Below are 14,858 nucleotides of genomic sequence, written 5' to 3'. Positions count from 1 at the left end.
TGTTAAAGATAGAGCCGCACCCTGGTTAGGAATACCGGGGAAGGCTCTTTTCTTTTTTATCCGGGGTGAAGGAAGCTGCAAAACATTACAGAATGATTATTAAGGTGAGCTAACTCACCATAAAATCGTTATATAGTAATAGTAGCTTACTAGCTGAGGGAGTGAGGACATATGCCGATGAACAAGGCCTGTAATGATGAGTTATTTCAACATGGGAATCGAAGGGTGTCAAGGCTGCTTAAAGGTAACGTTCTATTGCTTCCCGTCTGTGTATTTCTGATGCTCGTTGCTGCCGGGTGTAATAGTACGGACCCTGTGGAAGAACATCCACCGGAGAATCAACCGAAGAGCGCATCCATCAGCATCGTCATTTCCAGTCTCGGGATGACGTTCCCTGCCGGGATGGACGAGAATGACAATCCGTATCTAAATTACATTGAAGAGCGCACGGGGCTAGATATCGGAGTTAATCTTCCGCCGCCTGAGGTATACAACGAGAAGCTGGATGTCATTATGTCCTCCGGCAACTTGCCGGATATGCTTCATACGTATGAACCGGTGTGGTTCGACAATTATGTCAAGCAAAAGGCATTTATGCCGTTGGATGAGTTAATTGACAAGTACGGTCCCCATCTCAAGGAGAAAATCCCGCCGGAGGTCTGGGATCGGGTTCGATATGGCGGTAAAATCTATGCGGTTCCGAGCTTGAATGAGGTGACCGGGGCAGAGCTGATGTATGTCCGAAAGGATTGGCTTGATCGGCTTGGGCTCGAGCCGCCCGAAACACTGGAGGAATATTACGAAGTCATCCGTGCCTTTACGCTCGATGATCCGGACGGCAACGGCGTGCAGGATACGATCGGCCTTACCCTGACATCGAATCTGGGCAGGTCTTCCCCGTTCTTCGGCGCCTTCGGCACACAGCGGAATACATGGTTTGAACGGGACGGAAAGCTGGTGAACGGAAGCATTCTGCCTGAAACGAAGGAGACCCTTGCGTTTTTTGCCAAGTTGTATCAAGAGAATCTGCTCGATCGGGAGTTTCCTCTTAACCTGCAAAATAATGTGTTTGAAAAAATAGAAAATGGCACGGTGGGCTTGTTCTCTGCAGCATGGTACGACACGCGGGGACCGATTGCGGCCAATATGAGCAAAGACTCGGAGGCTGTATGGATGCCGCTTCCGTATCCCACGGGACCGGACGGATTTAAAGGGGTAGAAGGTAAGGATATTATCCGTGGCTACAATGTTATTCCCGCCGAATCGGAGAAAGCAGATGAAGTGATTAAGTTTCTGGACTTTATCGCCAGCGACTATAAGACGCTGAAGCTCGGCTTCGAGAACGAAATCTGGCATTGGGAGGACGGGGCGATTGTTACGGATTTTGCGCTTCACGACAAGCATTTGTACCGTGGCATTTACCAGTCGCTTGTTGATGTGCCGGACCAATTGCTGTTTAAGGAGCGGCTTGACTCCCTAGGCGATTTCAATTTATACAACAACTTGCAGATGATTAATCAGCATATCGTTCCTAACGCATTCTACGGAGTTCCCACACCTGCCATGACAAAGTACAGCAATAAGCTAAAAAATCTGGAGGATGTGTTTACGAAGATCATTATGGGGCTGGAACCGCTGGATGCCTTCGATGATTATGTGAAGACGTGGAAGGAAGAAGGAGGAGATGAAATCACGAAGGAAGTGAATGAATGGTACTCCAAACAATGATGTCGGCCGCCAAAGGAGGGGGGACTCGAATAATGTCGTTGTTTCGCTGGATCCGGGATCGGTTTTCGCAAAATATTCAAACCCGCTTGACCGGTTATTTTCTACTGATGCTGCTGCCGCTGGTCATCATCAGCCTGTTTGCGGTGGAACGGTCCCGGGATATTCTCTATGAACAGGCGGTCGAGCGTACGGAGATGGCGCTTTCGTCGGCGATGAATCATTTTGATCTGGCGCTGCAAAACGTGGAAGAGATATCAACCCTGATTGCAAGCGACCCTGGAATGAATGAGCTGCTGAACAAAAACAGCACCAACTTTTCTCCTCAATCGATCGTGGATTTCAAGCATATTTTGGATCAGTTATCGAATTCGGTGTCGGTGAACCGGTTTGTATCCCAAATTACCGTGTATCATCGGGCGTCCAACAGGTTTATCTCTACCCATTACGGAGGCAAAGAGCTGACGGGTGAGACGCAGCAGGAATGGCTTGTCGAAGCTGCCCGAAAGAACGGAACGGGGATTTCCTACGTGATGTCGGAATCCCCAGTGGCTGAGGGCATCACTTTTGGCCAGATGACGAATACGGACAGCGTCTCCTTGATTCGGGCCATGGACCTGTACAATAGCGAGCGGCAGTCGAACCTGCTGGTGGTGTCCTTTAACAAGAGCAAGCTGTTAAATATCATCAAGACGCTGCTTCCCTCCGAGAACAGCCGTATCGCCCTGTTGAACGAAAAGGGAGAAGTGGTAGTGGAGACTGGCAGAGTGCATGAGGATAACATTTCTGACAAGGATATGACCGTAACGATTGACTCGGATTACTCCACATGGCGCCTCGCGCTGGTACAGCCGAAGAGCGAGCTGTACAAAGAGACCGATCAGCTGCGCCTATTCACGGTTGCGATCATCGGGCTGAGCGTCCTGCTGGCCATCATTATTTCATGGGTGGTTTACAGCGGGATTGCCTCCCCTGTGCTGAAATTGTCGCGCGGGATGAAGCGGCTCAGCAGCGGGGAGCTGAATATTCATGTCGATACCAAGCGGAAGGACGAGTTCGGCTTTCTCATTCAGTCGTTTAATAAGATGGCCGTCGTACAGAAACATCTGATTGAGGATCATTATGAGCAGCAGCTGCGATTAACGACGACGGAACTGAAGTTTCTGCAATCCCAGATCAACCCGCATTTTCTATACAATACACTCGATTCGATTTACTGGACGGCCAAAAATTACGATGCGGATGAGATTAGCGAGATGGTGATGAATCTGTCGAAGTTTTTCCGGCTGAGCCTGAACAAGGGGAGGCAGGTGTTCACGATTGAGGAGAGCATCACCCATCTGCACTACTATTTACGAATTCAGCAGCTTCGTTTCATGGACAATTTCACCGTGAATTATCACATTTCGGAAGAGAGTAAGGATGTTCCGCTCCTCAAGCTTCTGCTTCAGCCTTTGGTGGAGAATGCCATCATACATGGCATGGAGGGTAAATCCTCAGGAGGGAGCCTGGATATATCCAGCCGGATCGAAAAGGGGCAGACCGTGGTCATCAGCGTACAGGATAACGGGCCGGGGATTAGGGAAGAACGGCTGCGTTATATCCAGCATGAGCTGGAGATGATGGGCTCCCGCAGCGTACCGGCGTCTTCCCGGGATGAGGACCATGTGAAGGATCTGTTCGGCCTTCGGAACGTGCTGAGCCGAATGAAGCTGTATTATGGCAGGGAAGCCCAACTCACGGTTCACAGTGTCCCAGGCGAAGGCACAACCGTCACGATTTCCATTCCGCTGGATCGCTGCAAGGAAGTTAACCTGATGTAGGTACTCATATATAGATCGCTCGAAAGGGGAGGACATGATGAATCTGATAATTGTGGAAGACGAACCCCGGCTTCGTAATGCACTTGCTTACAATATCCCATGGGACAAGCATGGTATTGAAGTAGTCGGTATGGCTTCCAATGGCATCGAGGCGCTTGAGCTTGTAAGTCGGAAGAAACCGGATATTATGCTGATCGATGTGCAGATGCCTGAAATGGATGGACTGACGCTCCTCGGCGAGCTGCGAAGCCGGCAGGACATCAGCCGATTGACAAAAATGATCATTCTGAGCGGACACGACAACTTCGAGTTTGCGCAGCTGGCGCTGGAATACGGGGTGTCCAAATATTTATTGAAGCCCGCCGGCGAGGAGGATATTCTCGAAGCGGTGCTTGAAGCGAGGCAGCAGCTGCGGGAGGATTTGGATCAGTGGCAGCGCAAGGCGGCGTTGGAGCAGAAATGGAAGGACAATCTTCCGCATCTGCAAAATCTTTTTTTTATTCAATGGGTCAACGGTAGATATGCAAAACAGGATGTTCTTCATAAGAGCAAGGAATTATATATTCCGTTGAAGGAGGACGACCGTATTGCGGTAGCTGTGGTCGATCTAGACCCGCTGCCGGAGCATGAGACCCGTTTTCAACGAGGGGATGTCGAGCTGCTGCAGTTTACGATGCAGTGCCTGGCCAAGGAGCTGTTGTCTCATCCCTCTCTCTGGATCACGTCGGATTCTGGCAGTATGCTGCTGATGGTGTGGATCGTGGAGGAAAACCAAGACGCCAAGGAGGCCATGCTGCGGCTGAATGCTGATGTATCCAAGCTACTCTCCCAGACGAAGGAAGTGCTGAAGTTGACGGCAAGTGCCGGCATCTGTGCTTCCATCGGGGCAATTGAAGATATGAGCCTGCTGTATGCGCAAGCCTGCCGGGCGCTTCAGGACCGGGTCGTGTACGGACACGACCTTGCGATTCCTTACCGGGAGCAGCTCCAGCGGGATATCCAGGGCGTGATCGTGCAGCAGAATCTGGAGAAGACGCTGGAGATCGCGCTGGAAACGGCCGACGAGATGAAAGCCCTGAAGGCGCTGAAGGGGTTATGGGAAGAAGCCTTCTCCAGATCCGAATCCTCGGACGAATTTCATGAGGCGGTTCTGTACATGAACAGCTTCTTTACCCGGATGATCCAGAAGCAGGGCTGGACGGTAAAAAAAGTCGTCGGCGAGGATATCGAATATTTTCATAACGTCAAGCTGCTGAGCACCAAAATGCAAACCTGGTCGCTCTTGGAGCGCACGGTGAAGCATATCGTCTCCTTTATGAGCGAGCAGCGGAAAACGACGAGCAATCAGGTGGTGAAGGATATTCTGAACCTGCTTGAGGGGGAGATGGATCAGGAAATTACGCTCCATACGGTGGCGGACCGGCTTTATGTCAATTCGTCCTATCTTAGCCGGCTGTTCAAGCAGGAAATGGGGGTTGTCTTCTCGACCTATGTGCTGGAACGCAAAATGGAGAGGGCCAAGTCACTGCTGCAGGAGGGACTTAAGGTTTACGATGCCGCCCGGCTGGTCGGGTACCGCGATGTCAGTTATTTCACCAAGGTGTTTCGGAAGTATTGGGGGGTGAATCCGGGGGAGTTTAAGGGGTGAGCTTTGGTGAAAACCCTTTGCTCTATGCCGCTGCGCGGTCGTATCGTTCCTCCAATCGCTGTTGTTTCCAAATTTCATGAACGATTTTATTGTGGTGGAAATTTGGAAACAAAGGCGACCGCTACGCTTTTCCGGAATCGATTCGTCCTCTCCGCTGGTTCGCGAGGGTCCAAACCACCCAAAAGCCTCCCCCTTGAGGTTGGGGAAAGGGGGAGATTGAAAGCCCGCTCCGCTGGTACGTGTGGGTCCCCATCCTCCCCCATGATGATGGGGGGAGGGGGGCAAAACGCAGCGCAGCAGAGCGTGCGCAGTTACATAAACTAACCAAACGAGCCGTTCGGGGCGTATATCCCGAACGGCTCGTTTGGTTTACACCCCCAGCCTCAACCATCGGCAGGGCGGAAGTGATCACCCGCGCAGTATGGGTGAGGGGCGAAGGCCGAGATTTGCAGAAAGCTGCGAGGCCTCCTATATGGCGACGAAACACGGCAATTCCGTGCTTCGAATGCCAACTTCATTCTTGAGTAAGCTTCAACGGAGCAGGCGGAATTGTTCTGGAGAAGCGGCAGCGGTCCCCTTTATCCCCGGATTTCCACATTGTTTCTCTCATTCGGAAGAAATCCGGGGGTAACAGGGATCGGAAGAACAATCCGCATGCGGAGTGATGAACAATCCTCTTTTTTCGATGTTGGAACTAGGGTTCAAATGGTCTTAGGGGTTTTGAAAGCAAATGTTTTGAATTTCAGGGGAGCAACGGTTAGCCGATCGTGATAAGTTAACACATCATGAAACACCCGCCGTAACCTCATGGCACAATTACTGACGTCCATGCCCCAACACAACATCATATTACCATAAATAGTAATGATCCTCTCCTACTCAGTCCCTGCGCCGGGAATTACAATTTGTAGTAACCAAGGAGATTGAATCAATAGAAAGGGGGAGACGAGTCGATGAAACCCACGATAGAACCATCGCCGGCACCGTATAGAGAGATGAAGAAAAAACGAGGGTACTGGGGCCGTTTAGGGTCAGACATATGGAAAGAGTGGGATCTTTATTTGCTGCTCGTACCGGGCATCTTGTTCATTTTGCTGTTCAAGTACACGCCGATGTACGGCATAACGATTGCATTTAAGGATTTCAACATATTCACCGGATTTGCCGACAGCCCGTGGGTGGGATGGAAGCACTTCGAGAAGCTGTTTACGTCGCCGGACTTTGCTCAGGTATTCAAAAATACGGTCATCATCAGCTTCCTGAAAATCGTGATCTTGTTTCCGCTCCCCATCGTTATCGCCCTGATGCTCAATGAGCTGAGGAATATGGTATTTAAGCGTACGGTGCAAACCGTCATCTATCTTCCGCATTTCTTGTCATGGGTCATCGTCGGCGGATTGTTTATCGATATCCTCTCAACGAACGGAGGAATCGTCAATAAAGTTTTGGTATCCCTGGGGATGGAGCAGATTGCGTTTTTCCTGGATAACAGCGTGTTCCGAGGCGTGCTGATCACCTCGGCAGGCTGGAAGGAAACGGGCTGGAGCACCATCGTATACTTAGCAGCGTTTACAATGATCGACCCGATGCTGTATGAAGCCGCGAAGATCGACGGGGCCGGACGATGGAAGCAGCTGTGGCACATTACGCTCCCGGGGATCGCCCCGATTATTGTCCTGATGTTTATCCTGCGGCTCGGAAACGTGCTGGAAGCGGGAACGGAACAGATTCTCGTCATGTACAATCCGGTGGTGTACCATGTATCGGATGTCATTGGAACCTATGTATACCGGCAGGGTCTCGGGAACCAGGATTACAGTTTCTCGACCGCGGTTGGATTGTTCGAAGCCGTTATATCCTTCACATTGGTCATCATGGGCAATGCCATGAGCAGAAAATACTTACAGCGCGGGATTTGGTAAAGAAAGGGTGGCGCAAATGGATCACAAAAAAGCTTTGGAAGGAACAAACACCACCCGAGGTGTCATCCAAACGTCGTTCTCAGAAAAATGCTTCTCGGTATTTAATTATACGTTCTTCATCGTGATGGGCTTAACGACCCTGCTTCCTTTCATGAACCTGATCGCGAAATCCTTGAGCAGCGAGGGAGCCGTCATATCGGGTCAGGTTGGGCTGCTCCCGGTCGGGGTTCAATTCGAAACGTACAAGTATGTGCTGCAGGATTCCATGTTCTTGAATTCGCTCAAGGTATCCATTTTTCTGACGATCATCGGAACAGCTTGCAGCTTGTTTCTGACCACGCTGACGGCTTATCCGTTGTCCAAATACCGGCTGCGCGGACGGAAAGGGCTTCTGTTGATTTTCGTATTCACGATGCTCTTCAGCGGCGGACTGATTCCGACGTACCTGCTCATGCAGAATTTGAATCTGGTGAACTCCTTCCCGGTGTTATTCCTGCCGGCGATGGTGAACGTGTACAACATGCTCATCATTAAAAACTATTTCGAGGGGCTTCCGGATGAGCTGGAGGAGTCCGCCAAGCTGGACGGTGCGGGGAATATCCGCATCTTGGTCTCGGTCATAGTGCCGCTCTCGCTTCCCGTCATGGCAACGATCGGATTGTTCTTTGCGGTCGCTTTCTGGAATGACTATTTTGCGGCGATGATCTACATCACCGATCCGGCAATCAAACCGATGCAGCTGTACCTGAAGGAGCTGCTGGTTTCGTCCAGCGGGGACTTCCTGAAGGATAATGTCGACGCCGCGATTAACGCAACACCTCAGTCCATACAAGCATCTTCGATCCTGCTGGCAACGATCCCGATTTTGCTGGTGTATCCATTCCTCCAAAAGTATTTTGTCAAAGGCGTGCTTGTAGGTTCGGTTAAAGGCTAGGTTTATCAGGTGTTTCTTAAGAGATAAGGAAGTATAAACTTTGGAGGATCTGCAGGCTGAATAGCGCAAGAAAAACTACCGCTAAACGAGGTCTGTCTTCTTTGGGAGTACGTCGATAGACGTTTTTCTTAACATTATTATAATTTCCGGGGTCCCCGCAAAGTACCTGAATAGACTTCAGAGCAAGGCCCCACTTTGTGGGGTTATCTTATAAAGGTGGTGATGCGCTTCGTATTGCTCAGATGGCAGAATTCATTGAATTTCTCAATCACAAGGAGGGTTATCCATGATCAAGATTAAAAAATCCGCGGTACTGGCCGGGATTCTCGGATTCACGCTGGCGCTGTCCGGATGCGGCGGCGGGGGAGGCGGCACGACGGACACGCCGGCGGCTCAACCATCGGACACACCGGCAAGCACCCCGAAAGATGAGGGGAACAAAGACACAACGGCCGAAAAACCGGGTCTGCGCATGATCATGCAATATGGATTGTTTGATCCGAAGACTGAATATGTGGCCAAGTACATCCAGGAAAGAACCGGATTCAATGTGGAATACGAACTGCTGCCGGCCGAGAACGCGGATGAGAAGCTGAACCTGCTCGTATCCAGCAAAGATAACTATGATTTGGTGAAATTGAATGCACTCCAGTTCTACAATCTGGCCTCTGCGGGAGCGCTCGAGCCGATCGATGAGCTGCTGGAATCCCACGGCAATTATATTAAGCAATCCATTAAGCAGGAATCCTTCGGCAGTGCCACTATCGACGGGAAGATTTACGGCATTCCCGAGACTGGGGCAGGCGTAAGTATAGGGGAGGCACTGGTGGTTAGACAGGATTGGATGGATGAATTAGGACTGTCCACACCGACAAACGCCGATGAACTGTACAATGTGCTCAAAACGATCAAAGAGAAGAAGAATGTCATTCCGCTCACGGTGAGCAATAAGGCCCCTGCTATTTATGGCAACATTGCCACGACATTTGGCGTTTTGACGGATTGGAAAGAGGTCGACGGTAAGCTGGTGCATCGTGCCGAGCAGCCGGAGATGAAAGAGTATCTCACCTTTATGAATAAACTGTATAAAGAAGGATTGCTCGATACCGAGACTCCGATTAATACCGCACAGAAATCCATTGAAAAATTTTCGGGCGGTAAAGCTGCGATGTATGAGCTGGCCTGGTGGAATGCCGGAACGACGATTGATGCGTTGACGAAAAACTTCCCGGATGCCAAAACGTCCATCATTCCTTATTTGAAAGGTAAAGACGACAAAGCCGTTGTCGGTGTTAAAACGAACACCACTTGGTATGTGGCTATCCTGAAATCCTCGAAGAACAAGGAAGCCGCCATGGAATTCCTGAACGCGAAGTTGGAGCCGGAGACATTCAAAGGCATCGCGCTGGGTAAAGAGGGCGTCCATCATGAAGTGAAGGACGGAAAGTACTATCCGATTTTGCCGATTTTCAATGATGAATTGAGTAACGCAAGCAATTTTCTAACCGGGGTAGACGAAGAGAAGTATCCGATTTACTGGCAGGCACGCGTTCGTAAGGATCCGATTCTGCAAGCGCATTTCGAAGCCTTCCAGAAAAATGCCGAGGGCATTATCGTAGTGGATCCGATGTCAACGGCCCCGCCAATTGAAGCTGTATCCAAAAATCAGTTGAAATTGTCGACCATGCTCGATGACAATGTGCTGCAATTCATTTCCGGAGCGAAGCCGATTGATGCTTATGATCAATTCCTGGCTCAATGGAGAGCCGAGGGTGGAGCCGATATGGTGACCGCAGCAAATGAATGGTTTCAGTCCACGAAGTAAATGACCTATGCGAAAAAGCAGTCTGCGCAAGCAGCTGCTTTTTCAAAATTCGTAAAGGGGGTGACTGTTGAATTTATATTCACTCGATCGTTCATTCTGAATAAAAGAAGGGTGGTATTCCTTGATGTATCGTTTATTTCGCAGGCGGATCGCGCTGTTTCTCAGTCTGTCACTGATCGTTTCTCTCATTGTTCCGGTTGGTTCTTCCGCGTTCGCGGATAACGAAATTCCCCCGGCTCAAAGCGCGGGTCCAGAACCGGTTACCCTGGTCTCCCAAGGCGGAGAGAGTCTGGAGTTCACGGATATCAACGTAGCAGGCGACACGGTGGAAGGGAAAAACGACTATTTGGCGCTGTATACCAGCGGCGCAACGGTTACGGGTTCCGTATATACCGATGAGGTGTGGGTGCCTACGCTTCATGTCGCGGTCTCCGTGGATGCAGGCGGTCAAGTGCTGGACATTCTCGGACCGGACGGCGATCCTCCGACTACTTGGGATCCGGGAACGCTGCTTCCGATTCCGGCCGGTGGTTACGTTGTAGTGGCTGGCGGAACCACCGGATGGGATCAATCTGTTTTTCAGAAACCTCTCTTCAATCATAACAAAACGGGAGATATGGTGAAGCTGATGCGGGCGGGTGAAGAAGTGACTGCGGTTGATTTCCTGCCGGAGCAGCCGGGTCCAGGGCCGGATCCGCTGCCACCCGAGCTGCATCTGATTACGCAAAATGATACGACCGTGGATATACCGGTCATTGAGATTGCAGGTTTTGTGGCGAACTATACCGCGGATCAGGATTTAAGCGTAACGGTTAATGGCGATGAGACTGCGCTTACGGCGGAAGGCATGTTTCGCACGAATGTTTATTTGGAGCCGGGCCCGAACGCGGCTGAGGTGAAGCTGTTTAAGGGAGACGGCGAATTGGCCGTTCAAACGCTGAACATCGTGTACGAACCGATCGAGAACCAGGATTATATTGAAGTCGAAGCGGCGCCGAAGGATATTACGATCGACATCGAAGGTCCACGCAAGAAGCTGGACTATGTCGACAAGGATGTTGCGGGCGTGCCAAACATCGTGGCGATTTTTACAAGAGATTACGGCAGCTCCATCACGATTCCCCAGACCAATGTCGCCGTGCAGGTGGATGCCAACAACCGCGTATTGCGGGTGATCAATCCTTCTATTAACGGGAAGCCGCCTGTATGGACCGGTCCGACCGAGCTTGAAATCCCCGAAGGCGGTTATGTGCTGATGGCACAGGATAACAGCTACGCAGGTAATAACATCAAGCGCTATTTGGCCGAGAATTTTAAGGTCGGGGATATGATCAAGCTGCGCAAGAACGGGGAAGTGGTTCAGGTACGCGACATCATGAGCGGCAACGGCCTCATTGCAAGGCTCACGCTGGATAACCAGACGATGTACACTGTAACGGAAGGCAGTACCGCTATCACGGGGCGCATCGACAACATGGACGACATTACCGCGATCAAACTTCTTGTGAACGGTAACGAGGTGCCTTTTGAAGCGGATGGTACCTTCACGCATAACTACACGTTGACTAACGGCACCAATTATATCGAAGTCAAAGTGATGAAGAATGACATCGAGCAGGATGTACGTCATCTTGCGGTGTTTGCAAGACCTGATTTCTCCCCGGAAAAAGAAGTCATTCTATGGGTGGACCAGGCTTCCAATGTCAGAAAGTTTAAAACGAGCGAGGATGTTTTGGCATTCTTGCAAAAAGCCAAGGAAACGGGCGTTACCTCGGTGGCATTTGATGTAAAAGGCGTTGAAGGTTATGTCTCTTATAAGAAGAACGATTTGACGGGCAGACCTTATGTCAGCGAGATCAAGGCACCCGAAAAAGCAGGCGCAAGCCCGGATCTTGACCTCCTGCAGGAGTTTATTGATCATGGTCATGCACTGGGATTAGAGATTCATGCGGCGATCAACGTATTTGCCGAAGGATCGATTGCCCATAACGAGTACGCGGTTCTGAACGATCATCTCGATTGGGAGGAACGTGTATATTTCGCGGAGAACAATGGCGAGATCAAGCGTCTGCGCGAAAGCAAAAAGCAGGGCCTGGTAGCCTTCGTCAACCCGTCCAATGACGAGGTTCGCAATTATCAGCTTCGAACATTCGAAGAAATCATTAAGAATTACAATGTGGACGGCGTTGTTCATGATCGGAGCAGATACGACAACGAGGGGGCTGATTTCAGCGACGAGACCCGAGTAAAGTTCGAGCAGTTTTTGCAGGCCCGGGGCAAGCAGCTTGTCAATTGGCCAAACGATATTTTCTATTATGAAAACAATGTTCGTGTATACGGCCCGCTGATTCAGGACTGGTGGGAATTCCGCTCGGGAACGATTCAGAGCTTCTTCGGCGAAGTGAAGGCGCTGGTGGATTCCTATGAAAATTCAACAGGCAGAAAGATCGAGGTATCCTCTTATGTTGGATCCTGGTATGAAACGTATTATTTGAACGGCGTGAACTGGGGCAGCAAGAACTTCCGATTCAATCCCGCACTCGGCATGCCGGACGAATCGGTGTATACGCCGGAATATTATGAAACCGGGTATATCGAGCATTTGGATTTTCTGATGATCGGGGCTTATCAAACCACAAGCCAGGAAATCCAGAAATACATTACGCTCGGCAATATCGTAACGAACGGGGAAATCCCGCTGTATGCAGGCATTGCCATGAACAATGTGCAGGCGCCGGCCGTACAGCGCGAAGTGTTCCAGGCGGGGCTGAAGTCCACGAACGGACTGATGCTGTTTGACGCATCCCAGGTCAACTGGCCGATCGCAGCGGCTGCTCTCCAAGATAAGGAGTGGGTGAAGGATTACCAGCTCGGCATGAGCTTGCCGGGAAGCCCGGATTCGTTCCTTGAAGGCAATTTTTATAATATCAACCGGATCGAGGGCAACGTCAACGTGATGACGGAAGCTTTCGGATACTCCACGGGCACGAACCGCTTCGGGGTTGAAGTGGTTGTTGATAACACGGGTCACGTGACGCGCGTGGTCAACCGGAACCAAGCGATCAACTGGAGCTGGGGAGCGCCGGAAGAGAATAACAGCGTTATTCCGCAGGGAGGTTTTGTCATTTCCACCCTGGACCCGTCAGGCACGAGAACGCTGCGTCAGCTCGTTGCCAATGCCTACAATACCGGGGATCAGGTTCGTTCAGCCGTATTAAGCGGGCTGATGGACGACGAGGGCAAAGAGACGCGCGACAGCCAGCTTGCGTTGCAAGGGCTGGTCGAAGTTCTCGGACCCGGCCAAGCGGCCGTGAAGGTGAATGGTGCCGATGCGACCCTGTCGGCGAAAGGTGAATTTACAGCTAATGTGCCGCTGCAAACGGGCGTCAATTCGATTACGGTGGACGTGTTCGTTGACGAATTTAAAACAAACAGCAAGACGTTTGAGGTCATCCGGACTACTACGGGAGACGGCGGATCCGATCCGGGAACTCCGGGCGGAGGATCCGGTTCACCCGGTGGAGGATCGACAACACCACCTCCTAAACCGTCAGAGCCCGAGCGGTTGAGCATCAAGAAAGAGACAACACCGGGCGGTGGGACGGTCATCGTAGCGGATGCGAGCGAGAAAGGCATGCTCGGCGACGTGGAACGGCTCAGCAAGCAGCCGGCGGCTTCACGCGTGCTTACGTATTCGGTGACCGACGCTTCGGATTCCGTCGTTCTTCACTTGCCGGTTCAGGGGCTGAGCGCTGCCGTGAAGGACCTGCCGGGGGGCTCCATCGTGTTGGAATCCTCCCAAGGCCGATTGGAAATTCCGCTGCATTCGCTGACGGGAGCTTTACAACAACGGGGAACGGCGGAAAGTCTGCAAATTCGCGTCGGTTTAGCTTCAAAAGAGGAAGAGGATCGGGTAAAGGCAGCGTTGGAGGCAGGAGCCTCCAAGCTGGATGCATCACTTTCCATAATCTTGGCTTGGAAACAGGGGGATACGTTAACTGCGTTGCCGGCGCTTAAAGGACCTTATGCTAAGTTTACCAAGGTTCTATCCAGTGTCGTCAGTCCATCCCAAACGACGGTGCTGCGGATGGATCCGGCATCCGGCAAGCTGGTCTTTGTACCGACGCTCATTCGCACGTCGAACGGCAAATCCCAAGCGGAGTTTAAGTGGAGGGAAGGCGGCGTTTACTCCGTTGTTTTCCAAGAGAAGACATTTGAGGATTTAAGCAGCCATTGGGCCCGCGAGGACATTTCGCTGCTGGCCTCGAAACAATTGATCGAGGGATTAAGTGATACGCGTTTTGGTCCAAATGAGACGATCACGAGAGCGCAGTTCACGGCGATGCTCGTCCGTGCGCTAGGGTTGAAGGATCAGGGAGATCATGCGAGCTTCCAGGATGTGAAGGCAAACGATTGGTATGCAGCCGCTGTTGCTACGGCAGTGGAGCATGGACTTATCGAAGGCTTCAGCAATGGTACGTTCCGTCCGAACGAGGAGATTACCCGTGAGCAGATGAGTGTCCTGCTGCTCCGTACACTGAAGCTTGCCGGTACGGATCTGGAGACAGGAGTTTCGGACTCCATATTGGAAGGATTCAAGGATCGCGAACGCATTGCGTCCTGGTCCGAAGAGGCCGTGTCGGCCATCGTCAAATCAGGGTTGATGGAAGGACGTTCTTCTGACCGGTTCGTTCCGGAAGCTAATTCCACCCGGGCTGAAGGCGCGGTCGTATTAACCCGAATGCTGCAGATGGCAGAATTCATTAACCGTTAAACGTAGAAGACCCGTTCGTTAATAACGAACGGGCCTTTGTTATACATAAGGCTTTTGAAGTAACGTAACAGTGAACTTGATGGATGTACTATCTTTTTTGAAGATGTCGCACTGGTCGCCGTGGGGGAGGGGATCCTCAAAACAGCTTCATGATCAATCGTGGGATGTAGAGGATGACATCAAAAATGAGAGTAGTAGTCGCCTCCA

At 51.1% G+C, this 14,858-nt stretch carries 7 protein-coding genes; all 7 read left to right on the top strand.

What is annotated here, in order from left to right:
- Positions 1 to 171: 171 nt before the first annotated feature.
- Positions 172 to 1,728: an extracellular solute-binding protein gene (locus ACQKPA_RS24815; RefSeq protein WP_427495159.1), complete on the top strand. Its 1,557-nt coding sequence runs from the start codon at positions 172 to 174 to the stop codon at positions 1,726 to 1,728.
- Positions 1,729 to 1,760: 32 nt separating this feature from the next.
- Positions 1,761 to 3,548, top strand: a complete 1,788-nt coding sequence (locus tag ACQKPA_RS24810) for a sensor histidine kinase (RefSeq protein ID WP_427495158.1) — start codon at positions 1,761 to 1,763, stop codon at positions 3,546 to 3,548.
- Positions 3,549 to 3,585: 37 nt separating this feature from the next.
- Entirely contained in the window at positions 3,586 to 5,196 is a 1,611-nt protein-coding gene (locus tag ACQKPA_RS24805) for a response regulator transcription factor (RefSeq protein ID WP_427495249.1), read from the top strand.
- Between the two features lie 953 nt (positions 5,197 to 6,149).
- The gene (locus ACQKPA_RS24800) at positions 6,150 to 7,118 is read left to right on the top strand and encodes an ABC transporter permease (protein ID WP_427495157.1); all 969 of its coding nucleotides are present in this window, start codon (positions 6,150 to 6,152) and stop codon (positions 7,116 to 7,118) included.
- Between the two features lie 16 nt (positions 7,119 to 7,134).
- Complete coding sequence (locus ACQKPA_RS24795; RefSeq protein ID WP_071222839.1) at positions 7,135 to 8,052, top strand: carbohydrate ABC transporter permease; 918 nt, start codon at positions 7,135 to 7,137, stop codon at positions 8,050 to 8,052.
- A 286-nt stretch (positions 8,053 to 8,338) separates the two neighbouring features.
- A complete protein-coding gene (locus ACQKPA_RS24790) occupies positions 8,339 to 9,877 on the top strand; it encodes an extracellular solute-binding protein (protein ID WP_427495156.1) in 1,539 nt (512 codons plus the stop codon).
- 124 nt (positions 9,878 to 10,001) lie between these two features.
- Positions 10,002 to 14,651, top strand: a complete 4,650-nt coding sequence (locus ACQKPA_RS24785) for an S-layer homology domain-containing protein (RefSeq protein ID WP_427495155.1) — start codon at positions 10,002 to 10,004, stop codon at positions 14,649 to 14,651.
- Positions 14,652 to 14,858: the final 207 nt, after the last annotated feature.

The organism is Paenibacillus sp. NPDC093718 (genome assembly GCF_050279985.1).
Classification (GTDB): Bacteria; Bacillota; Bacilli; order Paenibacillales; family Paenibacillaceae; genus Paenibacillus_AQ.
The sequence above is the reverse complement of the archived record's forward strand: the minus strand, read 5'-3'. Positions and strand labels throughout refer to the sequence as shown.